The sequence below is a fragment of the Sphingobium sp. genome (assembly GCA_023266575.1).
Classification (GTDB): Bacteria; Pseudomonadota; Alphaproteobacteria; order Sphingomonadales; family Sphingomonadaceae; genus Sphingobium.
Window position 1 is genome coordinate 53,884 of record JAHFPV010000008.1, and the last position, 26,005, is coordinate 79,888.

General features: G+C 63.3%; 31 protein-coding genes and 1 other RNA gene. 9 read left to right on the forward strand and 23 right to left on the reverse strand.

The genetic code is table 11. The annotated features are described in order from the left end of the window. Positions 1 to 35: 35 nt before the first annotated feature. On the forward strand, positions 36 to 2,657 hold the full coding sequence (locus tag Q0D44_RS09645; RefSeq protein ID WP_294135886.1) for a TonB-dependent receptor: 2,622 nt from the start codon (positions 36 to 38) through the stop codon (positions 2,655 to 2,657). Positions 2,658 to 2,765: 108 nt separating this feature from the next. On the opposite strand, the gene rplS is transcribed toward Q0D44_RS09645, so the two are convergent. From rplS to Q0D44_RS09695, 10 genes are all read right to left on the reverse strand, one after another. Then, positions 2,766 to 3,134 carry a 50S ribosomal protein L19 gene (gene rplS, locus Q0D44_RS09650; RefSeq protein WP_217673508.1) on the reverse strand — a complete coding sequence of 123 codons (369 nt, stop codon included), beginning with the start codon at positions 3,132 to 3,134 and terminating at the stop codon, positions 2,766 to 2,768. Positions 3,135 to 3,140: 6 nt separating this feature from the next. After that, complete coding sequence (trmD, locus tag Q0D44_RS09655) at positions 3,141 to 3,878, reverse strand: tRNA (guanosine(37)-N1)-methyltransferase TrmD (protein ID WP_294135891.1); 738 nt, start codon at positions 3,876 to 3,878, stop codon at positions 3,141 to 3,143. Continuing rightward, positions 3,875 to 4,147, reverse strand: a complete 273-nt coding sequence (locus Q0D44_RS09660) for a hypothetical protein (protein WP_294135894.1) — start codon at positions 4,145 to 4,147, stop codon at positions 3,875 to 3,877. The genes trmD and Q0D44_RS09660 overlap by 4 nt, the downstream gene beginning before the upstream one ends. Positions 4,148 to 4,203: 56 nt before the next feature. Then, positions 4,204 to 4,578, reverse strand: a complete 375-nt coding sequence (locus Q0D44_RS09665) for a type II toxin-antitoxin system VapC family toxin (RefSeq protein WP_294135897.1) — start codon at positions 4,576 to 4,578, stop codon at positions 4,204 to 4,206. After that, positions 4,575 to 4,844, reverse strand: coding sequence for an AbrB/MazE/SpoVT family DNA-binding domain-containing protein (locus tag Q0D44_RS09670; RefSeq protein ID WP_294135900.1), 270 nt, complete (start codon positions 4,842 to 4,844; stop codon positions 4,575 to 4,577). The genes Q0D44_RS09665 and Q0D44_RS09670 overlap by 4 nt, the downstream gene beginning before the upstream one ends. 31 nt (positions 4,845 to 4,875) lie before the next feature. Beyond that, positions 4,876 to 5,370: a ribosome maturation factor RimM gene (rimM, locus tag Q0D44_RS09675; protein WP_294135903.1), complete on the reverse strand. Its 495-nt coding sequence runs from the start codon at positions 5,368 to 5,370 to the stop codon at positions 4,876 to 4,878. Positions 5,371 to 5,375: 5 nt separating this feature from the next. After that, on the reverse strand, positions 5,376 to 5,840 hold the full coding sequence (gene rpsP, locus Q0D44_RS09680; protein ID WP_294135906.1) for a 30S ribosomal protein S16: 465 nt from the start codon (positions 5,838 to 5,840) through the stop codon (positions 5,376 to 5,378). A 129-nt stretch (positions 5,841 to 5,969) separates the two neighbouring features. Continuing rightward, a complete protein-coding gene (gene ffh, locus Q0D44_RS09685; RefSeq protein ID WP_294136181.1) occupies positions 5,970 to 7,445 on the reverse strand; it encodes a signal recognition particle protein in 1,476 nt (491 codons plus the stop codon). A 215-nt stretch (positions 7,446 to 7,660) separates the two neighbouring features. Beyond that, positions 7,661 to 7,915 (reverse strand): BrnA antitoxin family protein, encoded by a 255-nt coding sequence (locus Q0D44_RS09690; RefSeq protein ID WP_294135908.1) that lies wholly within the window; start codon positions 7,913 to 7,915, stop codon positions 7,661 to 7,663. Next, complete coding sequence (locus tag Q0D44_RS09695) at positions 7,908 to 8,156, reverse strand: BrnT family toxin (RefSeq protein ID WP_294135910.1); 249 nt, start codon at positions 8,154 to 8,156, stop codon at positions 7,908 to 7,910. Before Q0D44_RS09695 ends, Q0D44_RS09690 begins: the two co-directional genes overlap by 8 nt. A 101-nt stretch (positions 8,157 to 8,257) precedes the next feature. On the opposite strand from Q0D44_RS09695, the gene Q0D44_RS09700 reads away from it, so the two are divergent. Both Q0D44_RS09700 and Q0D44_RS09705 read left to right on the forward strand, forming a co-directional pair. Then, entirely contained in the window at positions 8,258 to 9,664 is a 1,407-nt protein-coding gene (locus Q0D44_RS09700) for an amino acid permease (RefSeq protein ID WP_294135912.1), read from the forward strand. Beyond that, a complete protein-coding gene (locus Q0D44_RS09705) occupies positions 9,661 to 10,287 on the forward strand; it encodes an energy transducer TonB (RefSeq protein ID WP_294135913.1) in 627 nt (208 codons plus the stop codon). Before Q0D44_RS09700 ends, Q0D44_RS09705 begins: the two co-directional genes overlap by 4 nt. 20 nt (positions 10,288 to 10,307) lie before the next feature. On the opposite strand, the gene Q0D44_RS09710 is transcribed toward Q0D44_RS09705, so the two are convergent. After that, positions 10,308 to 10,604, reverse strand: a complete 297-nt coding sequence (locus Q0D44_RS09710) for a HigA family addiction module antitoxin (RefSeq protein ID WP_294135917.1) — start codon at positions 10,602 to 10,604, stop codon at positions 10,308 to 10,310. Positions 10,605 to 10,798: 194 nt separating this feature from the next. On the opposite strand from Q0D44_RS09710, the gene dapF reads away from it, so the two are divergent. The 4 genes from dapF to ispZ all read left to right on the forward strand — a co-directional run bounded on the left by dapF (position 10,799) and on the right by ispZ (position 14,504). Beyond that, on the forward strand, positions 10,799 to 11,599 hold the full coding sequence (gene dapF / locus Q0D44_RS09715) for a diaminopimelate epimerase (RefSeq protein ID WP_294135919.1): 801 nt from the start codon (positions 10,799 to 10,801) through the stop codon (positions 11,597 to 11,599). After that, the gene (gene mtaB / locus Q0D44_RS09720; RefSeq protein ID WP_294135922.1) at positions 11,599 to 12,849 is read left to right on the forward strand and encodes a tRNA (N(6)-L-threonylcarbamoyladenosine(37)-C(2))-methylthiotransferase MtaB; all 1,251 of its coding nucleotides are present in this window, start codon (positions 11,599 to 11,601) and stop codon (positions 12,847 to 12,849) included. Before dapF ends, mtaB begins: the two co-directional genes overlap by 1 nt. Then, positions 12,839 to 13,777, forward strand: a complete 939-nt coding sequence (gene ftsY, locus Q0D44_RS09725) for a signal recognition particle-docking protein FtsY (protein WP_217673521.1) — start codon at positions 12,839 to 12,841, stop codon at positions 13,775 to 13,777. Before mtaB ends, ftsY begins: the two co-directional genes overlap by 11 nt. A gap of 100 nt (positions 13,778 to 13,877) precedes the next feature. Continuing rightward, positions 13,878 to 14,504, forward strand: a complete 627-nt coding sequence (gene ispZ, locus Q0D44_RS09730; RefSeq protein WP_294135926.1) for a septation protein IspZ — start codon at positions 13,878 to 13,880, stop codon at positions 14,502 to 14,504. Positions 14,505 to 14,544: 40 nt separating this feature from the next. Here the strand turns inward: ispZ and Q0D44_RS09735 are convergent, their stop codons facing one another. Then, complete coding sequence (locus Q0D44_RS09735; protein WP_294135929.1) at positions 14,545 to 15,108, reverse strand: urate hydroxylase PuuD; 564 nt, start codon at positions 15,106 to 15,108, stop codon at positions 14,545 to 14,547. 212 nt (positions 15,109 to 15,320) lie between these two features. Here Q0D44_RS09735 and Q0D44_RS09740 point away from each other — a divergent pair, with 212 nt between their 5' ends. Further along, entirely contained in the window at positions 15,321 to 15,935 is a 615-nt protein-coding gene (locus tag Q0D44_RS09740) for a superoxide dismutase (protein WP_294135932.1), read from the forward strand. 96 nt (positions 15,936 to 16,031) lie between these two features. After that, the gene (locus Q0D44_RS09745) at positions 16,032 to 16,502 is read left to right on the forward strand and encodes a hemerythrin domain-containing protein (protein WP_294135935.1); all 471 of its coding nucleotides are present in this window, start codon (positions 16,032 to 16,034) and stop codon (positions 16,500 to 16,502) included. A 5-nt stretch (positions 16,503 to 16,507) separates the two neighbouring features. On the opposite strand, the gene Q0D44_RS09750 is transcribed toward Q0D44_RS09745, so the two are convergent. The 11 genes from Q0D44_RS09750 to Q0D44_RS09800 form a co-directional block, all read right to left on the reverse strand. Next, positions 16,508 to 18,040 carry a methyl-accepting chemotaxis protein gene (locus Q0D44_RS09750; protein ID WP_294136184.1) on the reverse strand — a complete coding sequence of 511 codons (1,533 nt, stop codon included), beginning with the start codon at positions 18,038 to 18,040 and terminating at the stop codon, positions 16,508 to 16,510. Further along, positions 18,040 to 18,333 (reverse strand): hypothetical protein, encoded by a 294-nt coding sequence (locus Q0D44_RS09755; protein WP_294135937.1) that lies wholly within the window; start codon positions 18,331 to 18,333, stop codon positions 18,040 to 18,042. Before Q0D44_RS09755 ends, Q0D44_RS09750 begins: the two co-directional genes overlap by 1 nt. A gap of 53 nt (positions 18,334 to 18,386) precedes the next feature. Next, positions 18,387 to 18,725 carry a (2Fe-2S) ferredoxin domain-containing protein gene (locus Q0D44_RS09760; RefSeq protein WP_294135939.1) on the reverse strand — a complete coding sequence of 113 codons (339 nt, stop codon included), beginning with the start codon at positions 18,723 to 18,725 and terminating at the stop codon, positions 18,387 to 18,389. Then, positions 18,698 to 19,246: a J domain-containing protein gene (locus tag Q0D44_RS09765; protein ID WP_119747805.1), complete on the reverse strand. Its 549-nt coding sequence runs from the start codon at positions 19,244 to 19,246 to the stop codon at positions 18,698 to 18,700. Before Q0D44_RS09765 ends, Q0D44_RS09760 begins: the two co-directional genes overlap by 28 nt. 179 nt (positions 19,247 to 19,425) lie before the next feature. After that, positions 19,426 to 19,814: RNase P RNA component class A (gene rnpB, locus Q0D44_RS09770), an RNA gene on the reverse strand. A 41-nt stretch (positions 19,815 to 19,855) separates the two neighbouring features. Further along, a complete protein-coding gene (locus Q0D44_RS09775) occupies positions 19,856 to 20,554 on the reverse strand; it encodes an N-acetylmuramoyl-L-alanine amidase (RefSeq protein WP_119747904.1) in 699 nt (232 codons plus the stop codon). A 99-nt stretch (positions 20,555 to 20,653) separates the two neighbouring features. Next, positions 20,654 to 21,532: a protein-glutamate O-methyltransferase CheR gene (locus Q0D44_RS09780; RefSeq protein WP_294136189.1), complete on the reverse strand. Its 879-nt coding sequence runs from the start codon at positions 21,530 to 21,532 to the stop codon at positions 20,654 to 20,656. Beyond that, the gene (locus tag Q0D44_RS09785) at positions 21,532 to 22,614 is read right to left on the reverse strand and encodes a chemotaxis protein CheB (RefSeq protein ID WP_294136193.1); all 1,083 of its coding nucleotides are present in this window, start codon (positions 22,612 to 22,614) and stop codon (positions 21,532 to 21,534) included. The genes Q0D44_RS09780 and Q0D44_RS09785 overlap by 1 nt, the downstream gene beginning before the upstream one ends. A gap of 72 nt (positions 22,615 to 22,686) precedes the next feature. Beyond that, a complete protein-coding gene (locus Q0D44_RS09790) occupies positions 22,687 to 23,052 on the reverse strand; it encodes a response regulator (protein ID WP_006958812.1) in 366 nt (121 codons plus the stop codon). Between the two features lie 115 nt (positions 23,053 to 23,167). Next, positions 23,168 to 23,605, reverse strand: a complete 438-nt coding sequence (locus Q0D44_RS09795) for a chemotaxis protein CheW (protein ID WP_294135956.1) — start codon at positions 23,603 to 23,605, stop codon at positions 23,168 to 23,170. 4 nt (positions 23,606 to 23,609) lie between these two features. Further along, positions 23,610 to 25,997 (reverse strand): chemotaxis protein CheA, encoded by a 2,388-nt coding sequence (locus Q0D44_RS09800; protein WP_294135959.1) that lies wholly within the window; start codon positions 25,995 to 25,997, stop codon positions 23,610 to 23,612. Between the last annotated feature and the right edge of the window lie 8 nt (positions 25,998 to 26,005).

Here is a 26,005-nt window from a genome sequence, read left to right on the forward strand (position 1 = left end):
TGGAAAGGCCCATACACCAAAGTAGGGGGCTTTAGATGATGAACAATTTACTCGCTGGTGGGCTGACCAAGGCTCTGCTGGCGACCACCGCACTTGCCGCCTTTACGGCACCGGCCTTCTCTCAGACGCCCGCCGCGGAGCCTGCGGTCGAAGCGGATGCCACCATCGTGGTTCTGGGCACGCGCCGCACGGACCGATCCGTAACGGACTCGGCCTCGCCGATCGACGTGATCGGGTCAGCAGAACTGGCAACCCAGCCCGCGGCCGACATGCTGGAAATCGTGAAGAACCTCGTTCCCAGCTTCAACGTCGCGCAGAACGCGATTTCCGACGCTTCCACCTTCGTTCGCGCGCCGTCTATCCGCGGTCTGGCGGGCGACATGGCGCTGGTCATGATCAACGGCAAGCGCTTCAACCGATCCGCGCTGGTGCAGGTCGCGGCCGGGGATCCGACCAACAATCTCTCGCAAGGCTCCGACATTTCGGTGTTGCCATCCATCGCCTTTGGCAACCTGCAAATCCTGCGTGAAGGTGCGACGGCGCAATATGGTTCGGACGCAATTGCCGGCGTGCTGAACTATACGCTGCGCGAGGACGAGGGGCTGGAAGTCAGCACGCGCTACGGACAATTCTATGACAATGGCGGCGACGGCACCTCCCGGCAGATCGCAGGCTATGCCGGCGTCAAGCTGGGCGACCGTGGGTTCATCTCGGTCGCGGGAGAATATAACAAGGACGACGGCACGATCCGCAACGCAACGCGGCCGAGCGCCGTGCTGTTCGCGCAGGCAAATCCGGGTCTGGCATCACAACTGCCCAACTATCCCGACCCGGTGCAAATTTTCGGCAATTCACCGGCTGAAGGATGGAAGGCTGCGGTCAACGCTCACTATAACGTGACCGATGCAACCCAACTCTATGCCTTTGGCAACTTCGCACATTCGAAGATTACGCAAAGCTTCAACTATCGTCCGCCCATCACCTATTCTGCGACCGATACGGCTGGCGTTGTGCGCGCGCAGACACGCAACACGGCGTTCAGCCACCCCATCTACCTGACCCCCTGTCCTGCAAACAGCCAGACCTGCGCTGCGGGCGGGTTCGTTAAGGACGGCAACACCTTCTCCTTTTCGACATTGTATCCGGCAGGCTTCACGCCGCAGTTCGTCGGCGTGAAGGACCAGGCATTCGGTGTGTTGGGTATCAAGGGTGACCTGATCGAGAACCTGACGTTCGACGTTTCGGGATCGCTCAGCCGCAACGAACTAGCCCTGTCCATGTTTGATTCGCTCAGCCCCTCCTATGGGCCGCTCTCGCAGACGGAATTTGAATTTGGTTCGTTGATCCAGAAAGAGACCAACCTGAACGCCGATTTCGTCTATTCCCTCGATGCTGGCCTCGCCAGCCCGGTCACCATCGCGTTCGGCGGCGAATATCGCAAGGAAACCTATTCGGCCACCGAAGGCGACGAACAATCCTATGGCATCGGGCCTTATTCCAACCAGGCGCTGTATGTCGAAACGGCTCCGGGGGTATACACTCTGGATTCCACCGTCACCATGCCGCCGGGTGCGAGCGGCTATGGCGGCACCAGCCCGGATGCAGCCGACAGCTTTTCGCAGAATTCCTATGCCGGCTATCTCAGCGCAGAGGTCGACTTGACCGATACATTGTCGGTGGGTGCCGCTGGTCGCTATGAGCATTATAGCACATTCGGGTCAGCCACGGTCGGCAAGGTAAACGCGCTGTGGAAGATCACACCGACAGTCTCGGTACGCGGCACGATCGGCACCGGCTATCACGCGCCGTCGCCTGGCCAGAGCAACGTCCAGATTCTGACGACGGCCTTCACCAACGGTATTCAGGTGCAGACGGGCACCTATCCCGTCGGCAATCCGATTGCGCAATATTTCGGCGCAACGTCGCTGAAGCCGGAGAAGTCCACCAACTATGGTTTGGGCTTCGTGTTCAAGCCCATGCCGAACCTGACCGTGACAGTCGATGGCTATTGGATCAAGATCAAGGATCGCATCGGCACATCGCAGACCTATAGCGTCACAGCTGCGGACATCATTGCCCAGCCTGCTCTTGCGGCGGTAGGAGAAGGCGGTGATGTGAATTATCCCACGAGCGCCTATGATTCACGCACCGCCGGCATCGATTTTGTCAGTAGCTATCGGACAGGGTTAGGTGCAGGCTCGCTCAATCTGACACTTGCCTATAACTATAATGAGACCAAGGTAACGAAGTTCGATCCGGTCATCATCAGCGCCTCTCAGAAAAAGGATATTGAAGGCACGATTCCAAAGCATCGCGCCACTTTCACCGGCAACTATGCCATCGGCGATTTCACGTTTACGGCCCGCGAGAACTTCTACGGCTCGTTCATTCTGGAAGACGCTTTCCCTGGTCAGAAATTCAGGTCCAAATTCACCACCGACCTGGAACTCAGCTACACGATTGCCAAGCACTATACGCTGGCGGTCGGTGCAACCAATTTGTTCAACACCTATCCGGACAAAATCAAGGCGACAGCCGCCAACCCGATCTATGTCCTGACAAACAGCCTGTCCAATGGCCAAGTCTATCCCAACAGTGGTGGGCCTTTCGGTGCCAATGGCGGCTTCTGGTACGCCCGTCTGAAGGTGAAAATCTGACAGCCAGCGTAACGCAAAAAGAAATCGGGCGCCTTTCGGCGCCCGATTTTTATGTCTCGTCGCGAAGTGGCGAAGAAGACGCTCGCAGCGCCTTCAACATCCAGCCCTTCAACCCTCGGTGCGCACGTCGCGGCGTTCGGCGATGCGCGCGCGCTTGCCGGTGCGGCCGCGCAGATAATAGAGCTTCGCACGACGCACAACGCCACGGCGGACGACGACGATCGAATCGAGGTTGGGCGAATAGAGCGGGAATACGCGCTCCACGCCTTCGCCGAACGAAATCTTGCGGACGGTGAAGTTGCTGCCCATGCCCTTGTTCGAACGCGCGATGCACACGCCTTCGTAATTCTGGACGCGGCTGCGTTCGCCTTCGACCACCTTCACGCCGACGCGCAGCGTGTCGCCGGGGCGGAAATCGGGAATGTCCTTGGCGAGGGCGGCAATGCTTTCCGCCTCGATCTGCTGGAGGATGTTCATGAAACGTCAGTCCTTCAAGTCGCGTTGCGCGCCAGAGGGCGACTGGACCCGAACGCCGATGTGACGTTCCCAAAGGTCCGGCCGCCGTGACCGTGTATCAACCTCCGCCTGCTGTTTCCGCCAGGCAGCGATCTTCGCATGATCCCCCGATCGCAACACTTGCGGGATCGTGCGCCCCTCCCATTCAACCGGTCGGGTATAGTGCGGATATTCGAGCAGCCCCGTTTCAAAGGACTCCTCCACCCCGCTGGAAGCCGCGCCCATTACACCGGGAAGCAGCCGGACGCAAGCATCCAGCAGCATCAAAGCGCCCATTTCCCCGCCCGACAGGATGATGTCGCCCATGCTGACCTGCTCGATCGGCCGGGCGTCGAAAATCCGTTCGTCAAATCCCTCAAATCGCCCGCACAAGATGGTCGCGCCCGGACCGTCCGCCAGTGCGCGGATGCGGGCCTGGGTGATCGGCGCGCCGCGCGGGGTCATGGCGATGACCGGCAGGTCGGGCCGCTGTTCCAGCGCATGATCGACCGCCCGCGCCAATATGTCGGCGCGCAACACCATGCCCGCGCCGCCACCCGCCGGGGTATCGTCAACCGTGCGGTGCTTGTCGGTCGCGAAATCGCGCATCTGGATCGGCGCGCAGGACCAGCGCCCGTCCGCCAGCGCCCGCCCCGCCAGCGATACGCCCAATGGCCCCGGAAACATCTCCGGGTAGAGCGTCAATATCTGCGCGGCAAAGCTCATCGCCGCCGCGCGCGCAGCCAGGCCGCCGACACACCGCCCGCCAGGCACAGCGCACCACAGGCGAGCAGTGCCAGCCCGATAGCGCGCAGCAGGTCGGCAAAGGGCCGCTCAGGATGAATGAGGCCGGGCAGCAGCACCAGCAACGGCACCGGACACACCAGCGCCACCGCCGCGGCGATCTTGACGCGACGCGACCAGCCAAGGCCAAACAGCCGCCAGCCAGCAGCCAGCATCGCAAGAAGATAGAGAGCGGTAAGGATCTGTGCCATGATTGCCGCTTAGGCGATGGAGGCGGCATCGTCCAGTTCCCGGCGGGCGGCAAGCGTCAGCGCGTCCAGTCCTCGACTTGCAAACCGGGTATGTCGGCGAAGTCGGCTTCGTTGCGGGTCACCAGCGCCACGTCCAGAGATAGGGCATGGGCCGCGATCAGACGGTCGAAACTGCCGCGCCGAAAGGGAAGCGCTGCATAAGCCTGCGCCGCCGCCTCATCGAAGGGAAGGATGGCGATCTCCGCGACAAAGGCCGCCAGCGCTTCGGGTGGCGGCGGTTTGCCCCGCACCGTGCCGTAGGCCAGTTCGGCATAGGTGATCGACGATATGAACAGGCTGCCCGCCGCCTGCTCCGCCATTCTGGCAATCAGCGACGGATAGATGCCGGTAAAGGCATAGATGCAGCTATTGGTATCCAGCAGCCGCATCATGCCCCGGACGCATCACGACCCAGCAGGTGCCAATCGCGAGGGGAATCATCAAAATCCTCGCGCGGCAGAGGTTCCAGCCACGGCGCCTTGCCCGCGAATTTGCTGACGTCGATCTTGCGATCATTCTGGGCCGGCTCGAAGGTGAAGCGGCCATGATCCTCGCGCAGCGTCATTTCCGCGCCTTCCTTGAGGCCAAGAGCCTTGGGCAGGCGCAAGGCCAGGCTGTTGCCCGACTTGAAAATCTTGGCCTTATACTCTTCGCTCATCGTGGACCTCCGTATATACAGGACGTATATACTATTCCACGAACGCCGCGTCAATCACCGCCCGCTCCGCGTCCAGCGTGACCGCGTGCATGGGTGCCATGAAACGTTTGCCGGGCTTGCCGTCCACCGACGGCCGCTGGACCTCGATAATGTCGCCAGCGCCGAAATTCTCGATGGCGATGATCTCGCCCAGCGCTTCGCCGTCGCTCGACAGGCAAAGCAGGCCGATGACGTCCGCATGATAATATTCGCCCTCGCCCAGTGGCGGCAGGGCGGAGCGCGGGACGGTCAGCGCCGTGCCGCGCATGGCTTCGGCCGCGCTGCGATCGCCGATTTCGGCGAAGCGCGCGACCGCACCATTGGAACCGGGGCGCAGCGACTTCAATGTCAGCCTGCGCCCGCCCGCATCGAAACTGCCATAGGCTTTGAGGCTTTCGACCCCTTCGCCAAACAGTTTCAGGCGGACTTCGCCCGCCACCCCATGCGCACCGATAATCGCGGCGAGAGTGACGGGCTTGTCGGTCAAGAGGATCAGCCCTCAGCCTGTTCGGCAGCCGCTTCTTCAGCAGGCGCTTCGGCAGCAGGAGCCTCTTCAACGGCAGGCGCTTCGACAGGAGCCTTGGCGGCTTCCTCGGCAGCGATGCGGGCTTCTTCGGCCTCGGCCAGCTTGGTCGCACGATCTTCGGCGCGATCCTTGGCCTTCTGGCCCGGCACACCCTTGTTCGGGTTGTTGCGCACGATCCGCTCCTTCACGCCAGCGGCGTCGAGAAAACGGGCGACGCGATCGGTCGGCTGCGCGCCGGCGGCAACCCAATGCTTGGCGCGTTCCACGTCCAGAACGACGCGCTTTTCGTCACCCTTGGGCAGGACGGGGTTGTAGCTGCCGATGCGCTCGATGAACTTGCCATCACGCGGCGCGCGGCTGTCGGCCACGACGATGCGATAATAGGGGCGCTTCTTGGAACCACCGCGCGAGAGACGAATGGACGTTGCCATGGGACTTACCTTTCTGACGTAAACTACGAATATATTTATATTAATCGTCATGCCGGACTTGATCCGGCATCCAGAGCGGCTGGTCATTCCCATCCGACACTGGAGTCCGGCATCCGCCGGAATGACGGGCTACTTCTTCATGAAATTCTGAAAACCAGGGGGTAGTTTGGGCATGTTACCGCCCAGTCCGCCAAGGCCGCCCAGCCCCGACAGGTCGGGCGGGCCACCGGCCCCGCTATCGGGACCACCCAATCCGCCCATGCCACCACCGGTGAACATCTTGGCCAGCCCTTTGAGGCCACCCATTTTGCGGATCTTCTTCATCGCGCCTTCCATTTCCTGATGCATTTTCAGGAGCCGGTTGACTTCCTGCACCGTGGTGCCGGAGCCTTTGGCGATGCGGATCTTGCGCTTGGCGTTGATGAGCGCGGGGCGTTCCCGCTCCTTGGGCGTCATCGATCCGATCATCGCGTCGAGATGGATCAGCGTCTTGTCGTTCGCGCCGCTATTGGCCATCGCCGCCTGCGCTTTTTTCAGGCCAGGGATCATCCCCGCCAGCGCGCCCAGCCCGCCCATGCGGCGCATCTGGCCCAGCTGCGCGCGCAGGTCGTTCATGTCGAACTGACCCTTGGCCATTTTCTTGGCCAGCTTGTCAGCTTCGTCCGCGTCGATGCTCTCGGCGGCACGCTCGACCAGCGACACGACATCGCCCATGCCCAATATGCGCTGCGCCACGCGCTGCGGGTGGAACACCTCGATCGCGTCGAGCTTTTCGCCGGTGCCCGCAAATTTGATCGGGCGACCCGTGACCGCCCGCATCGACAGCGCCGCACCGCCGCGCGCATCGCCGTCCATGCGGGTCAGCACCACGCCCGTCAGCGGCACCTGCGCCGTGAAGCTCTGCGCGACATTGACCGCGTCCTGACCCGTCAGCGAATCGACCACCAGCAGGATTTCGGCAGGCGTAGCGACATCGGCCACCGCCTTCATCTCGTCCATCAGCGCCTGATCGACATGCAGACGCCCGGCGGTGTCGAGCATCACCACGTCGAAGCCCTGGAGCTTGGCCGACTGGAGCGCGCGGCGGGCAATATCGACCGGCTGCTGCCCGGCGATGATCGGCAGGGTGGCGACATCGCACTGGGTGCCGAGCACGGCGAGCTGTTCCTGCGCGGCGGGGCGCTGGACGTCGAGCGACGCCATCAGCACCTTCTTGCGGTCTTTTTCCTTCAGCCGCTTGGCGATCTTGGCGGTCGTGGTCGTCTTGCCCGACCCCTGAAGCCCGACCATCATGATGACGGCGGGCGGGGTCACGTCTATCATCAGGTCCGATGTGTCGGAACCCAGCGTTTCGGTGAGCGTGTCGGAGACGATCTTGACGACCATCTGCCCCGGTGTAACCGATCGCAGAACGTCGCTGCCCACCGCGCGCTCGGTCGCCTGATCGACGAACTGGCGCACGACGGAGAGGGCGACGTCGGCTTCGAGCAGCGCGATTCGCACCTCGCGCATCGCGGCGCGGACATCGTCCTCCGTGAGCGCACCACGCCCCCGCAGCTTGTCGAATACCCCACCCAGACGATCGCTCAGCGAATCGAACATCATCACCTCAATTGGCCCAAGGGCCTGAAAATCCTTGCATTCCCATCAAACGACAAAATCGCCGGTGGGCGAAACCTCGCCAACCAGCGTCCATACAAAGCGCCTGATGCTTGTCCCTTTGCAGGGTGCGCGCTCAATGGATATGTCAGGGACCGAACGGCAAACCGCCCGATTGCAGACGCGCCCCTAGCGGAAAGCCCGCCGCCGCGCAAGCAAAGCTACAGCTTGGCGGCTCGGAGTATTGCGTTGATCCGCGTCTGCCACCCCGGCCCGGTCGCGCGGAAGCGTGCCAGCACATCCTTGTCGATCCGCAGCGCGACTTGCTCCTTGTTGGAGCCGCGCGGGCGACCGCCTGCTTTAGAAAAGGCTGCGCGGATATGCGCAGGAGCCTGATCAAATGGCACGGCGCGTGCGAAATCCTCGTCGGTCCATTCAGGGTTTTCGTCATCGAATATGATCGAGGTATCAGACATAGCGTTTCATCTCCTTGGCGCGCGCTCGACGCAGACTGATGACGCGCACCTTTCCATCACGCGCGGTGCCGGCCACGCAATACGCTTCACCGTCAATCAAGCCAGAGAGACGAAACCGCGGCTCGATAAAGCGATCATCGTCCACATAGGCAAGCAAATGGAGATCGGTCGCGCGCGACAGGGATATGCCGTGCTTGTCAATATTGACGGCATCTTTCGCAGGATCGAACTCGATTTCCACCTGCGTTTATGTATATACAAAAACATCGTTCGTCAATCTCAACTCTTGCCAGTCCCGCAGCTTTCGGCATGGTGGCGCGACAATCAGGGGAGCCGATGATCATGAGCTGGACACGCCGCAAGCCGATGGAGGCGATGACGCCAAGCGGCGACCAGCATCGCATGGCGCGCACTCTGTCCTGGCCGCATCTGCTGGCGCTGGGCGTCGGCGCGATCGTCGGTACGGGCATATTGACGCTGATCGGCGTCGGCGCGGACCGGGCCGGGCCAGCCGTCCTCCTCTCCTTTGCGATTGCAGGCGCGATCTGCGCCTGCGCTGCGCTCGCCTATGCCGAACTGTCGACCATGATGCCCGCTGCGGGCAGCGCCTATAGCTACTCCTATGTCGTGCTGGGCGAAGGCATTGCCTGGATCGTGGGGTGGAGCCTGATCCTGGAATATAGCCTTGTCGTGTCGACCGTCGCGGTCGGCTGGTCGGGCTATGCCGCGCCGCTGCTCACCGCGATCGGCTTTCCCGAAACGCTGACGCAGGGACCGGAACTGGGCGGTCTCATCAACCTGCCCGCCATCTTCATCATCGCTGTGGTCGCGGGCCTGCTGATGCTCGGCACCCATGAAAGCGCGCGGCTCAACACCATTCTCGTGCTGATCAAGATCGCGACGTTGAGCCTGTTCGTCTGGGTCGCCCTGCCCGCCTTCGACGCGCAGAATCTGGAGCCGTTCATGCCCTTCGGCTTTGCCAAGCATATGGGTGCCGACGGGGTCGAGCGGGGTGTCATGGCAGCCGCCGCCATCATCTTCTTCGCCTTTTACGGCTTCGACGCCATCTCGACCGCGGCGGAAGAGGCCAAGAACCCGGAGCGCGATCTGGCCATCGGCATCGTCGGATCGCTGGTCGTCTGCACGCTGATCTATGTGCTTGTCGCCGCCGCCGCGATCGGCGCGATGCCCTTCACCCGCTTCGCCGACAGCCCGGAGCCGCTGGCGCTGATCCTGCGCGAAATGGGCCGGGGAGAAGTAGCGCGGATCGTCGCCATCGCTGCCGTCATCGCCCTGCCCACCGTGTTGCTCGGCTTCCTCTATGGCCAGAGCCGCATCTTCCTGGTCATGGCGCGCGACGGCTTTCTGCCCCAAAGTCTCGCCAAAATCTCCAAACGCGGCACGCCTGCACGGATCACGCTGGTCACCGCCATATTGGTTGCGATCATCGCCGGGCTGCTGCCGATCGATGAAATCGCCGCGCTCGCGAACGCCGGCACGCTGATCGCCTTCACTTCAGTCGGGCTGTGCCTCCTCGTCCTGCGCCGTCGCCTCCCCGACATGCGCCGCCCCTTCCGCACGCCTGCTGCCTGGTTCGTAGGCCTAGGCGCGATGGGCGGCTGCGCCTATCTGTTCATCAGCCTGCCGATGCAGACGATATTGGCCTGCTTGGGGTGGAATGCGGTGGGGCTGGTGGTGTATTTTCTCTATGGGCAGAAGCGGGCGACGGCGGCGGGGGCGAACAGATGAGTTTGATATTGAGCGCCATGCTTGCGGCTTCGATGACGCAGGCGACGCCGGCGAATAATCCGGCAAGCTGGACGAGCGATCTGGAATATCCGCAAAGTGCCATGCAGCGTGATGAGGATTTGGCGGTCGATTTTTCGCTACTTGTCTCTCCAGAAGGCCGGGTAAAGCGTTGCGACATCACACAATCTAGTGGGTTTCCTGAATTTGATCGACAGACCTGTGCCGCATTGACCAGTGGCGCCAGGTTCAAGCCTGCAACAGACGAAGCGGGCCAAGCCGTCTATAATATATATGATGGAATCGTGGCGCTAAGTTTGAATCGTCATGGTCGGGCAGCCAAAGGGCGTACCCCATCACTTCCCGCCGCAGACATGGAATTGCAAGTTCAGCGGCTTCCCAACGGCGTGCTGGAAGAAAGCGTCGGGATCATCACGAAGGTCGACACGACAGGCCATGTCATTGCCTGCGAACCGTTAAGTCAAAAGGAAGGCCTAGCAAGGCTGGCCGAAATCGCCTGTTCGCAGGCGAAGAGCCTGTATAACTTCATTACCAAAGATGATGCGGGCAATCCCATCACCCTGATCCGTAGCCTGCGCGTGACGTTCAAGGCAGCCCCCAAATAGCAGCAATGCGCGCCCTCAGGTCACGCCGTCAGCGGCTTGATCTCCAGCGCAGCGGCATGTTGCCCCGCCAGCGCCAGATCATGGCGCACTTGCATCCGCATTAGCGTATCGGCGTCGATGCCGAACAGTTTTTCAAGGCGAATCGCCATGTCAGCCGTCAAATCCTGACGCTGGTTGAGCAAACGACTGACGGTCTGCCGCGTCACTCCCAGATGATCGGCCAGATCGCCAATTTTCAGGCCATGTGCCTCTACCATTTCAGTCCTCAGCCAGTCGCCGGGATGAACTGCCAGCGAAGCGTGCATCTTAAGCGCCATTGTTGATCTTCTTCTCCGTTTGGGCTGAGCCTGTCGAAGCCTCGTCCTTCTACTTCGCGCTGCGTGCCTCTCGCCGCCATTGCGCGAGAAAAAGCAGAAAGGCAGGCCTTCGACAAGCTCAGGCCGAACGGAGGAAGCGTTCACGCTCCCGCCTCTGGCACTTTTCTTCATTTCCCCCTACATGCGCCCCCATCATGGGACGTTTTTCCAAAATGCATGGCCTGGGCAATGATTTTGTCGTGATCGACGCGCGCACCGATGCGGTCGAGATGACGGAAGGCCGCGCCCGCGCCATTGCCGATCGTCATGCCGGGATAGGCTGCGACCAGCTGATCCTGATCGGCAATGCGCCCGACGCCGACGTGTCGATGCAGATTTTCAACGCCGATGGCAGCGAGGTCGAGGCGTGCGGCAATGCCACGCGCTGCGTGCCGCTGTTCGTGGGCCGCGACGTGCTGATCCGCACGCAGGCGGGCCTGCTGGACGCCAAGGCGGTCGATGGCGGCGCAAGTGTCGATATGGGCGCGCCGCGCTTCGAGTGGGACGCGATTCCCTTGGCCTATGCCATGGACACGCTGACCATGGGTGCGAGCTGGGAGGATTTGCCGCCGCCCGCCGCCGTCAATGTCGGCAATCCGCATGTGATCTTCTTCGTTGACGATCTGGACGCGGTGGACAGCGCGCGGCTTGGCCCGATCATCGAGACGGACCCGCTCTTCCCCGCCCGCGTCAACGTCAACTTCGCGCAGGTCGTGGGCGACAATCATATCCGCCTGATCGTGTGGGAACGCGGCGCTGGCCTGACCCGCGCCTGCGGCACCGGCGCCTGCGCCACCGCCGTTGCCGCCGTTCGCCGCAAGCTGGTCAGCGGTCCCGTGACCGTCAGCCTGCCCGGTGGCGACCTCATCATCGACTGGGCGCCGGGCGGCACGATCCGCATGACCGGCCCCGCCACCCATGTGTTCGATGGCGAGGCCGACTGGTCGCGCTTCTAATGCCCGGCCCCGACATCATCACCATGGGCTGCCGCCTCAACATTGCCGAGAGCGAGGCGATCCGCGACATGGCGGCGGATCAGCATGACCTGATCGTCATCAACAGCTGCGCCGTCACCGCCGAAGCCGTGCGCCAGACACGGCAAGCGATCCGCCGCGCCCGCCGCGACCGGCCCGACGCGCGCATCATGGTCACCGGCTGCGCCGCGCAGACCGAGCCGGAGACCTTCGCCGCCATGCCCGAAGTCGATGCCGTCATCGGCAACCGGGAGAAAATGGAGGCGGCTTCCTTCGCGCCCAAGGCGGAGAAAGTCCGCGTCGCCGACATCATGACCGTGCGCGACACCGCGCCGCATATGGCCAGCGCCTTTGCCGATCATGCCCGCGCTTTCCTTGAGGTGCAAAATGGCTGCGACCATCGCTGCACCTTCTGCATCATCCCCTATGGCCGGGGGAACAGCCGCTCCGTCCCCGCCGGGGCGGTGATCGAGAAAGCGAAGGAACTGGTCGCGGCGGGTTACAAGGAAATCGTGCTGACCGGCGTGGACGTCACCAGCTACGGCCCCGATCTGCCCGGCAGCCCGTCGCTCGGCCTGCTGGTGGAGCGCATCCTGAACGGTGTGCCGGACCTCCCCCGCCTGCGCCTCTCCTCCATCGACAGCGTGGAGATTGACGATCGGTTGTTCGACCTGATCGCCCACGAACCCCGGATGATGCCCCATCTGCACCTGTCGCTCCAGGCGGGCGATGACATGATCCTGAAACGCATGAAGCGCCGCCATAGCCGCGCCGACGCCGTCCGCATCGTCGATCGCCTCACCAGCGCGCGCCCGGACATCAGCATCGGCGCGGACATCATAGCCGGTTTCCCGACCGAAGATGAGGCGATGTTCGCGCGCAGCCTGGCGCTGATTGCCGATTGCCGTATCGTCCACGGCCATATCTTCCCCTATTCGCCCCGCACCGGCACGCCCGCCGCGCGGATGCCGCAAGTGGACCGCGCGACTATCAAGGCCCGCGCCGCCCGGCTGCGCGCCGCCTGCGAAGCGCAACGCGCCGACTGGCTCGCCAGCCTAGTCGGCACCCGCCGGTCGGTACTGGTCGAGCGCAGCGGGCTGTCCGGCCATGCGGAAAATTTCGCCCCGGTGCGCTTTGCCACCCCGCAGACGCCCTCCTCTATCGTGCGCGCAACGATCAGCGGCCTTGAGAATGGCGCGCTGATCGCGCAAGAGGCCAGCCATGACAGATAGTGGCACATCCTGGCGCGATCGCCTGTTCGGCGGGCTTCGGCGCACTTCCGACAAGCTTGGCGAAAATCTGACCGGCCTGTTCGGTAAGGCCGCGCTCGACAACCAGACGCTGGACGAGATTGAGGAAGCACTGATCGTGTCCGATCTTGGCCCGGCCATGGCGGGTCGGGTGCGCGAACGGCTGGCCGAAGGGCGGTTCAACAAGGAACTGACCGAGGAATATCTGCGCGAAATCATCGCGGAGGAGATCGAAAAGGTGCTGGCCCCGGTCGCCCGCCCGCTGGAGATCGAGGCTTTCCCGCGCCCGCAGGTCATCCTCGTCATCGGCGTCAACGGGTCCGGCAAGACCACCACCATCGCCAAGCTGGCGCATAATTTCCTGGAGCAGGATTATGGCGTCATGCTGGCGGCGGGCGACACGTTCCGCGCCGCAGCCATCGGCCAGCTCAAGGTCTGGGCCGACCGCCTTGGCATCCCCATCGTCGCGGGCAAGGAAGGCGGCGACGCAGCGGGTATCGTGTTCGACGCGGTCAAGCAGGCGACCGCCACCGGCATCGACGTGCTGATCGTCGACACCGCAGGCCGCCTCCAGAACAAGAGCGAGCTGATGGACGAGCTGGCCAAGATCCGCCGCATCCTTGGCCGATTGAACCCGGCGTCGCCCCACGACGTTGTGCTGGTGCTGGATGCCACCACGGGACAGAATGCGTTGAGCCAGATCGAGGTTTTCAAGGAAGTCGCCCATGTCACGGGCCTCGTCATGACCAAGCTGGACGGCACCGCGCGCGGCGGCGTGCTGGTCGCGGCGGCGGAAAAATATCGCCTGCCGATCCATGCCATTGGCGTGGGCGAAAAGATCGAGGATCTGCGCCCCTTCGATCCGGGCGACATGGCGCGGGCCATCGCCGGGACCGCCTATGCACGGTGATATTTAGGAAAACCGTTCAGGCTGAGCTTGTCGAAGCCCTGCCCTTTCTTGAAGTAAAGTACGGCCCTTCGACAGGCTAAGGGCGAACGGAAAACGGAATATGACCGACACCAAAATCACCTCGAAACCCGCCCACTCCGGCACGCTCAGCCTGGCGCTCGATTTCGGGCCGCTGCTGGTGTTCTTCCTGGGCTATAAATTCTTAGGGATGATCGTCGGCACCGGCGCCTTCATGGCCGCTATCGTCGTCGCGGTGATCGTGTCGAAATGGAAGCTGGGCAAAGTATCGCCCATGCTGTGGCTGTCCGCCGCGCTGGTGCTGTTTTTCGGCGGCCTCACCATCTATTTCCACGACCAGAGCTTCATCCAGATCAAGCCGACGATCATCTACAGCTTCTTCGCGCTAATGCTGTTTGGCGGGCTGCTGCGTGGCAAGCCTTTGCTGAAATATCTGCTCCAGGCCGCCTATGATGGCCTGTCCGAAACCGGCTGGCGCAAGCTGTCGCGTAACTGGGCGATCTTCTTCGTCGCCATGGCGATCGCCAATGAAGTGATGCGCCGCACGATGAGCTTCGACAGCTGGCTGGCGGTCAAGGTGTGGGGCGTGACCATCGTGTCGGTGGTTTTTGCCGCCGCCAATATCCCGATGCTGATGCGCCACGGCCTCAATCTGGGCGACAAGCTCGACAGCGACGAGATTGGCGGCACGTCCCCGCCACAGGGTTGACGGACATGCCGGGGCGGAAACCCCGGCAGCCATCAATCCATCAACCGCCGTTGAAGTTGATCATGCAATAGAGCATCGCCAGCGACAGCAATGTGTTGGTGCGCGAGACGATCATCGCGGTGGTCGCGGCCTTCGCCTTCACCGCATCTTCGGCAGGGACCAGCCCCAGCGCCTTCTTCTGGTTCGGCCAGATCACGAACCACACATTGAACGCCATGATCAGCGCCAGCCACATGCCGATGCCGATCAGCACGAAGCCCGGCTTGAAGGTCAGCGCCTCGACCAGATAGAAGCTGCGCCAGGCGATGACCAGGCCGGTCAGCACGGTGAACGCGGCGGACCAGCGGAAGAAGAACAGCGCAGACGGCGCGATATATTTGGATACGCCCGGTTTCAGCTCGGCCGGCACTTTGGGCATGGTCGGGATCTGCACGAAGTTGAAATAATAGAGCAGGCCGATCCAGGTGATGCCGAAAAACAGATGGAGCCAGCGCAAGATCGCCTGCTCTGGTATCGTGTTCGCGGGGACCGCGAGAATGACCAGCAGCGCAAGGACAAGCCCCGCCGCCAGAACGAGATGCAGATTGCCGAAAAACTTCGCCATGACCCTACCCCCATTTTCCGGCCGCCGCATGTGTCGGGCGGCCTGACCGGAAAGTCTATGTCATCGTTACGGATATGTCACATGGATATTTCCTCAATTTAGAGTGAAAATATCCTGTTTTCCGCAGCGCAATAAGCCTGCTACGGGCACGGAGCCTTAAGGCCGCAGCTTCGTTATGTGGCCAATCCCATCCATGAACCGAGGAGTATTTCATGGCCTTCACCCTGCCCGCCCTGCCCTATGCCAAGGATGCCTTTGGCGACATTTTGTCGGCCGAAACCTTCGACTATCATCATGGCAAACATCACAACGCCTATGTCGTAAAGGCCAATGAACTGGTCGCCGCCGATGCCGCCCTTCAGGGCAAGTCGCTGGTCGAACTGATCAAATCATCCAAGGGCGGTCTGTTCAACCAGGTCGGCCAGATCTGGAACCACAGCTTCTACTGGCTGTGCCTGTCGCCGGAAAAGAAAGCGCCTTCGGGCAAGCTGCTCGACATGATCAACGAAGCCTTCGGGTCGGTCGACGCGCTGGTCGAAAAGCTCAAGGCCGAAGCCGTCGGCCATTTCGCCAGCGGCTGGGCCGCACTGGTGCTCAAGGACGGCAAGCTGGAAGTCACCTCCTATCATGACGCCGACACGCCGGTCGCGCATGAAGGCCATGCGCCGCTGCTGATCCTCGATGTGTGGGAACATGCCTATTATATCGACTATCGCAACCTGCGCCCGGCCTATGCCGAAAAGCTGCTGAAGGAAGCGATCGACTGGGATTTCGTCGCGCTCAACCTGGATGGCGAAGGCGTCAGCCGCGCCGACCAGCCGGGCTGATGATGCAGAATGCCCCCGCGCTGCCATGGTGCGGGGGCATTATCTATCGCGTCCATTATGATGGCCGCGGCAACGCTTTATTAAGTCGCTGCACCCATGATCGGCTTTCCGTGGGGACGGAAGGGCGAAGCGATGGACATGGCCGAATTGCGCTGGCAGCATGACGAGATCAGCCATACGGCGCACAGACTGGCGCAAGCGACGGCTGACCGCGCCAACCCGCGCAGCGTGGGCGCCATACGCTGGCAACTTGCGCGCCAGTTGATGGCCCATCTCGCGCTGGAGGACCGCATCCTCTATCCCGCGATGCAACGCGCCGCTGATGAGCGCACCCGCACCACCGCCGCCACGCTCCAGACCGAAACCGGCGCACTCGCCGAAAGTTTTTCCCGCTACATGACCGCGTGGAGCGACGATCGCGTCGCGCGCGAATGGACCGATTTCTGCGTCGAGACGCAGGCCATCATCCGGGCGCTGAGCGAACGGGTCGACCGCGAAAACCGCACCCTCTATCCTCTCGCCGACAAGGTTGACGACAGCGCGTCACGCATCGCCCGCGCCGGCTGAACCGATCAGGCAGCTTCCAGCTGCGCCACGAACATGTCGGTGGCCCGCTGCAACTCCTGCGCCGTGCGGGACAGGCCGGTCGCCGCGCTCGACACCCGGCCGGACAGACTTTCGGTATCGCGGGCGACGTCAGCCACCCCCTCCATCTGCCGCGTCATGATCGTGGCGTCGCGCGCCGTATCGCGGGCAGCCTGCTCGATCGCGCTGGTTGCGTCGCGCTGATCGGCGACGGCGCGCTGGATCGCATCGGCGGCCTCTGCCAGCTGTTCGACCGCGCCCGCCACATCCGAAAGGGCGCCCTGCGCTATGCCTGCACCCTCGCGGGCGGACCAGGCCAGCGATTCGATCTCGCCGGTTGCGCTGGCCGTCTGGCTGGCCAATTGCTTGACCTCGCCTGCCACGACCGCAAAGCCGCGGCCGACCTCACCCGCACGGGCCGCCTCGATCGTCGCGTTGAGCGCCAGCAGGTTGGTCCGCGCGGCAATGCCGGTGATGGATCCTGCAAAGCTGGTGATCGACGCCGTCCGTTCCTCCAGATCACGCACAGCCTCATGCCCCGCGGTCGACACGCGCTGCGCCTCTCCGCCCAGCACCGCCTGCTGCTGCGCGGCCGATGCAATGGCGGTAATCGATGCGGACAATGTCTCGATCCGTCGCGCGAGCAGGGCTGCACTGGCGGACGACTGTTCAGCCGCCGCCGCCGTTTCATGCGTGCCGGTGCTGGCGTCTCGCGCCAGGCCGTTCAGCAATCGCGCCGATTCTTCCAGATCATGGGCCGCGGCGCCGACCGCCTCGACAATGCCGAACACGGACCTGCGGAAATCCTGCACCAATGCCAGAGTCGCCGCGCGCCGTTCGGTCGCCATGCGCGCCTTGTCCTGTTCCTGTGCGTGGCGCAGCGCCGCTTCGCGCAAATCCGCGTCCCGGCTGGCGGCCATCGCCGCCTCCGCCGCAGTCCGCCCGCTTTCCGCCGCGTCCGCCAGCTGCGCAGATTGCGCGATCTGACCATCCAGTGCCAGCAGCAGGGCGCGCAGCCGGATGGTGAGATAGCAAAGCACGGCAGTCAGCAGCAGCACAGCGACCGCATGAATCGCGACCCGCTCCAGATCGCCGCTGCCCGGAAATACCCAGGCAGGTAAAAGGCTGTTGAGCAGGAGATGATGCGCCGCCGTCAGCACCGCCCCCAGCACGATCGGCCGCCAGTCATACAGCAGCACCAGCCCGGCCAGCGCGACGAAGAAGAACATATGTCCGTCCATCTGCCAGACATGGCCGGACAGCAGATAGAGGCCGATGGCAGGCTGCACCGCCGCCAGCGTCCCCATCGCCAGCCGCGTTTCGACATCCAGCCTTTTGCGCAGAATCATGATCGTCGGCAGGGCATTGACCAGCACAGACAGCGCCATCGCCTGCCCGCCGCGTTCCACCCCCAACAGCAGGGACATAGAACCCAGCGCGATCGTCCACAGCCAGCTGGCAAACAGCAGGACACGCAACCCCTGGAGGCGCAAGCGCCCAAGGCTCGATTCGGCCTGCATCACGCAGCACCTCCGCAACCGGTGCGGTTCGTCGCGACGGCGATGACGCCATGGCCTAGCATCGTCAACGCCAGCCGATCACGCCGTCCCTCGATCAACAGCGATCCCGCCCATGGTCCCGCCGCCACCAGTCGCGCGCCATGCGCAATGGCGACAGGCGCCAGCGCCAAGCGGGCGTGCGCGGTCAACGGCACCAGCAGCATCCGCCCGCTGACGGGCGGCGACAGGATCAGCGCAACCAGGCCAAGCAGGATCAGACTGCATTGACCCACGATCGGCATAACGCGTTGCACAGAAAGGAAATATCTCATTCCATCCGTTTAGGCTGGAATTGGTAAGGATTGCTTTAACGATGGTCGGTCGGCGCAAGCCCCAGCGTATGGGCCAACTCGTCCAGATCGGCGCCCGGCTGCACCAGCAGCCATTCCCGGCTGGCCGCGCCATTCACCACCGTCACCGCGCCCTTGGGACAGACGCCCAGGCAACTGACCTCGACAATGCCCGCCGCAGCCTTGCGCCCCTTCTTCAGCGACAAATGCCGCTTGAGCGCCTTGGCCAGCCGCGTATTGCCATCGGTACCAAAGCCGCCGTCCAGCTTCTTTTCGCATTTGCGGCAGACGAGCACGGCATTCTGCCAGTTGGATCGGACCAGCGACTTCAATCCACTGCCCCGCGCGGCTTCCACGTCCGCCGCTCCTCGGCGGCGCGCAGCACTTCATAGGCGGCCTGGATCGTCTGGAAACGGGCAGCGGCCTGCGCATCGCCCGGCTTGACGTCGGGATGATATTCCTTGGCCAGCGTGCGCCAGCTTTTCTTCACCGCCTCGAAATCGGCATCATCCTCAAGGTCCAATGCTTTCAGCGCATGAAGTTCGTCGCGCGACCGGCTGCCATCGCCCGGCCCGCCCCAGCTATGATAGGCGCTGCCCTGATAGCCGCCCGCATCGCGCCGCTCGTCCCGCTCGCGCTGTTCGCGTTCTTCCTGGTCCAGTCCCTGAAAATAATCCCAGTTACGGTTATATTCGCCCGCATGATCGGGGCAGAAATACCAGCGTTCCGGGCTGTTGGGGGATTTGGGTGCGGGGCAGTCGCCCGGCTTGTCGCAGCCAAAGCGGTCGCACATCCGCACGCGCTGCGCCTCACGCGATGCACCATAGGCACGCCAGCGGGGAAAGCCCCAGTCATTGGATCGGCTATTTCGTGCCATTTGCCCGAATTAGGGAAGGTGCGGGCGGAAAGCCACCCCATCGCGCCATATTTTGAAAATGCGCGAAAGAGCGCATTTTGAAGCCCGCACCGGCCCGCGCCCCCACCCGGCCACCCACAGAATATCCTGAATGGTCGGCCGGGTGGGGGAGCGGGCCGGTGCGGAAAATATCTCAAATAAATGCCAGAGGGCCTGTAAGCCGGGTTCTGTCCACCCCGTCTCCGGGGATAGGCGACCATTCCTCTAGGGAACGGATTGCTCCGTTCCTCAAGCAACCAACCCGGACGGTCTCGGTCGAAACAGACCTAGCAGCATGAAGCTGCGCGCCGCCCCTATTCGGTCTTGCTCCCGGTGGGGTTTACCATGCCGCCTTGCGTTGCCGCAGACGCGGTGCGCTCTTACCGCACCCTTTCAATGTCACTGGGCCGAAGCCTTAGCGACCTGCTTTCTGTTGCACTGTCCCTTGGATCACTCCAGCCGGTCGTTAACCGGCACCGTCATTTCGTGGAGCCCGGACTTTCCTCGCCGTGGAAGTTACCCGCCACGCCGCGGCCGCCCGGCCCTCTGGCGGAACGTCCCCTAGCCAGCTTCGGGCCTGCCGTCACGCCCTTATTCATCACCCCTGGGCTTGGGCAGCAGCAACGCCAGCAGGATGGCGCGACATTCGCCGCAAATCACCCCGTCGATCAGTTCGGGGCGAAAACGCCGCTGAAACGCCACCACTGCCGCTTGCGGATCGGCAATATCATAGCCGAACCGTTCGAGCGCCAGCATGAAGCCGCCATCGGTCCAGTGCGGGTCCATCAGATTCTTGGTGGGGCGCGGCAAGGCCAGCCGCAGCCGCGCCAGTTGCGCCCAGGGGAACAGCTCCCCCGGATCCTGCTTGCGCGCGGGCGCGATGTCGCTGTGACCGACGATATTGCCGCGGGTGATGCGGTGCCGCTGGACGATGTCATGCACCAGCGGGATCAACGAACTCATCTGGGTTTGCGGAAAGGGCCGGTAGCCCCATTCATGCCCCGGATTGACAATCTCTATGCCGATGCTGGCGCTGTTTATGTCATCCACCCCGCGCCAGTGGGATCGCCCCGCGTGCCAGGCGCGCTTGGCCTCATCAACCATGCGGATGATCTGGCCATCCTCCGTCACGACATAATGGGCGGAAACTTTGGATTCCGGGTTGGCCAGCCAGTTGATCGCACTCGCCGCGTCCGGCATCCCGGTATAATGCAACACCAGCATCGAGACCGGCAGGCTGCGCTCGTCGAAATTGGGCGACGGCGTTTCGATCATCGGCAGCTCGTTCATCATGCCCTTTCGGCCCGCCCGTGCAGTCGCGCAGCCTGGGCGTGACAATGGCGCAGGCAAGCGCGGCAATCAAGCATGGTTAAGGATTGACCCGAATCCTCAGCCCGTCCGTCGCACCCGTCCGATCGCGCCTTCGGGCAATGCCGCCTGCCGCGCATAACCGCCGCGAAACTCGGGATGGGCGGTAAAATCATCGCCCTGCCCGATCACCGTTTCACCCGCGCCCAGCAACAATATCGACCCGGCATGGCTGTGCCGGGCGAGCAGCGACAGCACCGCCTGCCGCCGTTCCGGACTGAAATAGAGCAGGACGTTGCGGCACAGCAGCAGGTCGTAGGCACCGGTCGGTGCCTTGGCATCGAACAGATTGTCGTGGCGGAAATCGATCATGCGCCGCAATTCGGGGCTGGCGCGCCAATCCTCGCCCGATGGCTCGAACCATTTGAGCAGGTCGCCGACCGCCAGCCCGCGCTGCACATCCATTTGCGAAAATATGCCTGATCGCGCCTGATCGATCGCGGCGGTCGAAATGTCGGTCGCCAATATCTCGATCCGCCATCCGCTCCAGCGCGCCGCGTCGTTGCGCAGGCGGATCGCCAGCGAATAGGCTTCCTGTCCGGTCGAACAGCCCGCGCTCCAGATGCGCAGCGTCCGGTCGGTCTTGTCTGCATGAATGGCGGGCAATATCTGCCGGTGGATCATGTCGAAAATCTGAAGGTCGCGAAAGAAGCTGCTTTCATTGTTGAGCAGCGCATCGACCACTTCCTGCTCCAGCCGTGCGTCGCCCTTGCGCAGCAGCTTGGCGGCCAGTTCGTCCATGTCGGTTAGGCCATGATCGCGCAGCACGGGTCGCAGCGCGGTTTCCATCCGCCACGCCCGGCCTTCAGACAGGACTTGCCCGGTGCGCGCTTCCAGCAGCCCGGACAGGATGCGCGCCGCGCCCTGTAATGTCGATGCAGGCGAAGGGGGCATGACCATCAAACAAGCACCTTTCCGCGCCGGGACACGAAGTCCATAATAGCTAGCGGCTCCATCACGGCGCAGGTCAGGCCTGCTCCCGCAACCGATCCGGGCATCCCCCAAACCACGCTGCTGGCTTCATCCTGCGCGACGATCCAGCCGCCCGCTGCGACAATGTCGCGCGCACCGACCGTGCCGTCGCGGCCCATGCCGGTCAGGACGATACCCACAGCGCCCGCACCATATACATCCGCCATGCTGGCGAACATCGGATCGACACCGGGCAGGTTGCCAGCTGGCGTGCGTTCCGGGTTCAGCGTTATCGTCACCCGGCCATGCAGGCCGCGCCGCAGTTGCAGATTGGCGTCGCCGGGGGCGACATAGACGGTGTCGGCCATCAACAGATCGCCGGTTTCGGCGACCTTGACCCGTAGACTGGTCATGCGCGCCAGTTGCTGCGCGAAATAGACGGTGAAGCTGGCGGGCAGATGCTGGGTCAGCAGCACCGGCACGCCCAGCGGTGCGGCAAGACCTTCAAACAATTGGCTCAGCGCATGGATACCGCCAGTCGACGCACCAATGCCAAGGCAGGCAAGCGGCTGCGCGGCTGGCTGGACGACAGGGGGCGCAAGCGGGCGCTGCGGCGGCGATGGGGCGGGACGATCGGTGAACAGGCGGTTCAAACGTTCGATCAGCGTCTGGGGAAAATGCTCGCCAAAACTGCCGCTGCCCGGCTTCGACAATATGTCGCTGGCACCCAGCGCCAATGCCTCGATGGCCGCCGCGCTGCCCTCCTCGCACTTGCCCGACAGGATCGCGACCTTGACGTCGGGATTGGCGTGCAAAATGGCCGGCAGCGCCGCCAGCCCGCTCTGCCCCGGCAATTCGATGTCGAGCAGCACCAGATCAACATCATGCCCCGCCAGATAGCCCAGCGCCTGTTCGGCACTGTTCGTCTTATGGACCACGGCATAGGCCGGATCGGCATTGAGGATGCGTTCGATAACGGTGCGGACGACAACCGAATCGTCAACGACCAGCGTGCGAACCGACTTGGGTTCGCTCCTGCGACTGGTCATGATCGGCGCGATGAAGGTCATCACGGGACTTTCTGCACGAAGGACGAAGAAAAGGTCGAAATTCTCCCAAGGATGAGGACTGTGTCCCGCCCGCTAGATCACCCCGACGATGACCAGCTTGCTTTCCAGCGTTTCCCGGTCAAACGGCTTCATCACATATTCGTCAGCCCCGGCCTCGACCGCCGCCTTGATATGGCCAATGCCATTTTCGGTGGTGCAGAAGATGATCTTGGGCCGTGCCGTCATCTTCGCGCTCGACAGCGCCTGAAGAAACTCCATCCCGCTCATCACCGGCATGTTCCAGTCGAGCAGGACGACATCGGGCGCGGACGCTTCGCACTGGGTCAGCGCGTCCTGACCGTCCACCGCTTCGCTGACCGTCAGGTCCAGCGATTCAAGGATATGACGCGCCACCTTGCGGATGACCTTGGAGTCGTCAACGACCAGGCAATTCTTCATGAGGCGTCCCTTTGGTTTTTGCGTCCCGGATCAAGGCTTAACCGGCAAAGCCGAGGAATTGGTAAACAAGAGAAGGATGATTTTTCGGTTGGTCGCAAATTCTGTCCGCCCGTCCTTACGCCGCCTGCGCCAGCGCCCCACCCTCGATAAACGCAGCAAGCGAGACCAGCAGCCAGGGATGCCCTTCATGCTCCACAATGGCGCGGGCATAGGGTGCCCAGGCCGGGCCGATCTGGCCGCGCAGGGGCAGTTCGCCTTCCGGCACACGGCAAATGTCGGTGACGCCATCGACCATCAGGCCATAGCTGTGGCCGCTAATGTCGGCGATGATGGCCAGCCCCCGCTCCACCCGCGGACTGGCGACGCCATGGATCAGCGCCGCGACGTCGATGATGGTCAGCACCCGGCTGCGCAAAGCCGAAAGCCCGGCAATATGTGCGCCCATGCCCGGCACGGGCGACACGTCGGTCAGGCGGACGACGGCCTCGACCTCGCCCGTCTCGACCGCGATGCGCGTGCCTGCCAGCGTGGCGAAAAGATAGAGTCTGTCCATGGCCTTACCCCTGCCCTCCGGCGATCGCCGCCATCAGCGCGTCCCGATCATAGCGATAGATGCTGCTATCCTGCGGCCCCGCCGCGCGCGGCGAGGCGCGCAGATGGACGATCCGGCATCCGATCATCCCGGCCATGACGCCAGCCGTCTGCGCGGCGTCATGGCCGGTCAGCAGCAGCACGTCGCGCGGATCGACCGCTGCATCATCGGGCAGGCCCATCACCACCTCTTGCCCCGCCTGCCGCAGCAGCGGCGCCAATATGTCGCGGGTCCAGCCATCATCGCTGTCGGCCAGCAGACAGCGCCCCCGCACCCGCTCGACAATGCCGCCATCGGGCAGGCTGGCAAACAGCGCAAAGGGATTGATCACTTCCAGATGCTCGCCATCGATCACCGCGACGCCGCTGACATGGCCATGCATCGCCACCATGTCCGGCACCATCGGCATTTGGACGATGTCCAGCACGGCCGCGACCGGATAACAGGCTTCCACCGAACCATCGCGCAGGCGCAGCGCGGAAATCTTGTCACGCCCGAAATCGGTCAGGCCATTGGCGACCGGCACCAGCCGACCGTCTAGCCGGACGAAGGCGTTGCCGCCCGACCGGCCGAACAGCGACGCATCAATATCCTCGACCCGCTCGATCAGCGAAAGTTGCAACAGGCGGCGTTCGCCCGAACATTCCTCGAACCGCAGCGCCGCGACCATCTCGACCCCGCTCTGCGCATCGGCCTCCTGGTCCGATTGCCGCGCGGCGCGGTCGTCGATCATCGTCGGCAATTTGGCCGCGCTGGCGATGCCCGCCGCGTCGAGCAGCAGCATCGGCTTGCCATTGTCGGGCAGGGTCATGCCTGCATAGACGCCCGACGCCATCACCAAAGGGGATGCTGGACGGATCACCAGTTCCTCATGATTGTCCACCGCCGACACCCCCATGGCAAAGGGTACGCCAGTCGCCGAACGCACCACCATGATGGCGCGCGGCCCGGTCTCGACCGGCTTGTCCATGCCCAGCACATCTTCCAGGTCGATCATCGAATGGCGCAGGCCACGGATCGTCGCGATCTTCGCCCCGCCCACTTCGCTGATCTGGAGCGTGTCATTATTGTCGTGCAGGATCTCGACCACAGCCGCGCGCGGGATCGCAAAATGCAGCCCACCTGCGCGGATGATCAGGCCGGGAATGATGGTCAGCGTCAGCGGCACCCGCAAAGTGATGCACAGGCCGCGCCCCGGATGATTGTCCAGCGCGATCAGCCCGCCGATCCGCTCCACATTGGCGCGCACCACGTCCATGCCGACGCCGCGCCCGGAAATCGCCGTCACCTGATTGGCGGTGGACAGACCGGCCTGGAATATCAGTTCCAGCCTGTCCGCCTCGCTCATGCGGGCAGCGGCTTCCGGGGTCAGGCGGCCAGCGGCAATCGCCTTTTCAACCAGCCGCGCCGTGTCGATGCCCGCCCCGTCGTCGGTGACGACGATAACGATCTGATTGCCCGACTGGCGCGCTTCCAGGCGCAACTGGCCCGTTTCCGGCTTGCCCGCCGCCCGGCGCTTTTCCGGGGTTTCGATGCCATGGTCGATGCTGTTGCGCACGATGTGGGTGAGCGGGTCGACGACCATCTCCACCATCTCGCGGTCCATCTCGACGTCGCCGCCTTCCAGGGTCAGGTCGATGCGCTTGCCCAGATCCCGGCCCAGATCGCGCACCATGCGCGGGATCGCGGCAAACAGCCGCTCGACCCGCTGCATCCGCGTCTTGCTAATCACGTCGCGCATGTCCGCGACGCAGGTCGAGAGCCGCTCGAACACTGTGTCCAGCTCAGTGTCGACCGAGCGTTCGCGCAGCTTGCGCGACAATTCGTTGCGCGCCAGCACCATGTCCGACACGCCGTTCATCAACTGGTCGATCAGGCTGAGCGGCAGGCGAATGGTGCGCGGCCCGGACTGGCCGCCCTGCCGCGCTACCGCGACGGGGGCCGCGGCATGGCCATGCTCCACCTCCACCGTCAGAGTCGCGTCGGATGGCGTCGTCAGCGCAGCGATCAGAAATTCGTCATTCTCATTGGGCAGCGCCGCGCCCATCGCCACCGCCTCGGCCAGTTCGCCGATCCGGTCCATCAGGCCCAGCACCGCACTTACCGTCGATGGATCAGCGACGCGCTTGCCCGCGCGAATGTCGGACAGCACATCCTCGGCCGCGTGGCTCAGCCGCTCGAACCTGGGCAGGTTCAGGAAGCCGCAGCTGCCCTTCACCGTATGGAAAAAGCGGAAGATCGCATCGAGCCGGTCCCGGTCCGACGGGTCGGCTTCCCAGGCGACGACTTCGCCTGCCAGCGCCTCCAGCGTTTCCTGGGTCTCGGAAATGAATTCTTGTAACAGTTCGTCCATGCCCATGG

Excerpts from the sequence above, each read along its gene's own strand:
- Q0D44_RS09740 (WP_294135932.1), top strand. The coding sequence starts at position 15,321 with ATGGCCTTCACCCTGCCCGCCCTGCCCTATGCCAAGGATGCCTTTGGC.
- Q0D44_RS09665 (WP_294135897.1), bottom strand. The coding sequence starts at position 4,578 with ATGATGCGGCTGCTGGATACCAATAGCTGCATCTATGCCTTTACCGGC.
- ispZ (WP_294135926.1), top strand. The coding sequence starts at position 13,878 with ATGACCGACACCAAAATCACCTCGAAACCCGCCCACTCCGGCACGCTC.
- ftsY (WP_217673521.1), top strand. The coding sequence starts at position 12,839 with ATGACAGATAGTGGCACATCCTGGCGCGATCGCCTGTTCGGCGGGCTT.
- Q0D44_RS09700 (WP_294135912.1), top strand. The coding sequence starts at position 8,258 with ATGAGCTGGACACGCCGCAAGCCGATGGAGGCGATGACGCCAAGCGGC.
- Q0D44_RS09775 (WP_119747904.1), bottom strand. The coding sequence starts at position 20,554 with ATGAACGAGCTGCCGATGATCGAAACGCCGTCGCCCAATTTCGACGAG.
- Q0D44_RS09790 (WP_006958812.1), bottom strand. The coding sequence starts at position 23,052 with ATGAAGAATTGCCTGGTCGTTGACGACTCCAAGGTCATCCGCAAGGTG.
- Q0D44_RS09795 (WP_294135956.1), bottom strand. The coding sequence starts at position 23,605 with ATGGACAGACTCTATCTTTTCGCCACGCTGGCAGGCACGCGCATCGCG.
- rpsP (WP_294135906.1), bottom strand. The coding sequence starts at position 5,840 with ATGGCAACGTCCATTCGTCTCTCGCGCGGTGGTTCCAAGAAGCGCCCC.
- Q0D44_RS09670 (WP_294135900.1), bottom strand. The coding sequence starts at position 4,844 with ATGAGCGAAGAGTATAAGGCCAAGATTTTCAAGTCGGGCAACAGCCTG.
- Q0D44_RS09705 (WP_294135913.1), top strand. The coding sequence starts at position 9,661 with ATGAGTTTGATATTGAGCGCCATGCTTGCGGCTTCGATGACGCAGGCG.
- mtaB (WP_294135922.1), top strand. The coding sequence starts at position 11,599 with ATGCCCGGCCCCGACATCATCACCATGGGCTGCCGCCTCAACATTGCC.
- Q0D44_RS09645 (WP_294135886.1), top strand. The coding sequence starts at position 36 with ATGATGAACAATTTACTCGCTGGTGGGCTGACCAAGGCTCTGCTGGCG.
- Q0D44_RS09735 (WP_294135929.1), bottom strand. The coding sequence starts at position 15,108 with ATGGCGAAGTTTTTCGGCAATCTGCATCTCGTTCTGGCGGCGGGGCTT.
- Q0D44_RS09660 (WP_294135894.1), bottom strand. The coding sequence starts at position 4,147 with ATGGCACAGATCCTTACCGCTCTCTATCTTCTTGCGATGCTGGCTGCT.
- Q0D44_RS09765 (WP_119747805.1), bottom strand. The coding sequence starts at position 19,246 with ATGGCACGAAATAGCCGATCCAATGACTGGGGCTTTCCCCGCTGGCGT.
- Q0D44_RS09690 (WP_294135908.1), bottom strand. The coding sequence starts at position 7,915 with ATGTCTGATACCTCGATCATATTCGATGACGAAAACCCTGAATGGACC.
- Q0D44_RS09745 (WP_294135935.1), top strand. The coding sequence starts at position 16,032 with ATGATCGGCTTTCCGTGGGGACGGAAGGGCGAAGCGATGGACATGGCC.
- ffh (WP_294136181.1), bottom strand. The coding sequence starts at position 7,445 with ATGATGTTCGATTCGCTGAGCGATCGTCTGGGTGGGGTATTCGACAAG.
- Q0D44_RS09800 (WP_294135959.1), bottom strand. The coding sequence starts at position 25,997 with ATGGACGAACTGTTACAAGAATTCATTTCCGAGACCCAGGAAACGCTG.
- Q0D44_RS09710 (WP_294135917.1), bottom strand. The coding sequence starts at position 10,604 with ATGGCGCTTAAGATGCACGCTTCGCTGGCAGTTCATCCCGGCGACTGG.
- Q0D44_RS09780 (WP_294136189.1), bottom strand. The coding sequence starts at position 21,532 with ATGGTCATGCCCCCTTCGCCTGCATCGACATTACAGGGCGCGGCGCGC.
- dapF (WP_294135919.1), top strand. The coding sequence starts at position 10,799 with ATGGGACGTTTTTCCAAAATGCATGGCCTGGGCAATGATTTTGTCGTG.
- Q0D44_RS09750 (WP_294136184.1), bottom strand. The coding sequence starts at position 18,040 with ATGCAGGCCGAATCGAGCCTTGGGCGCTTGCGCCTCCAGGGGTTGCGT.
- rplS (WP_217673508.1), bottom strand. The coding sequence starts at position 3,134 with ATGAACATCCTCCAGCAGATCGAGGCGGAAAGCATTGCCGCCCTCGCC.
- trmD (WP_294135891.1), bottom strand. The coding sequence starts at position 3,878 with ATGAGCTTTGCCGCGCAGATATTGACGCTCTACCCGGAGATGTTTCCG.
- Q0D44_RS09785 (WP_294136193.1), bottom strand. The coding sequence starts at position 22,614 with ATGACCTTCATCGCGCCGATCATGACCAGTCGCAGGAGCGAACCCAAG.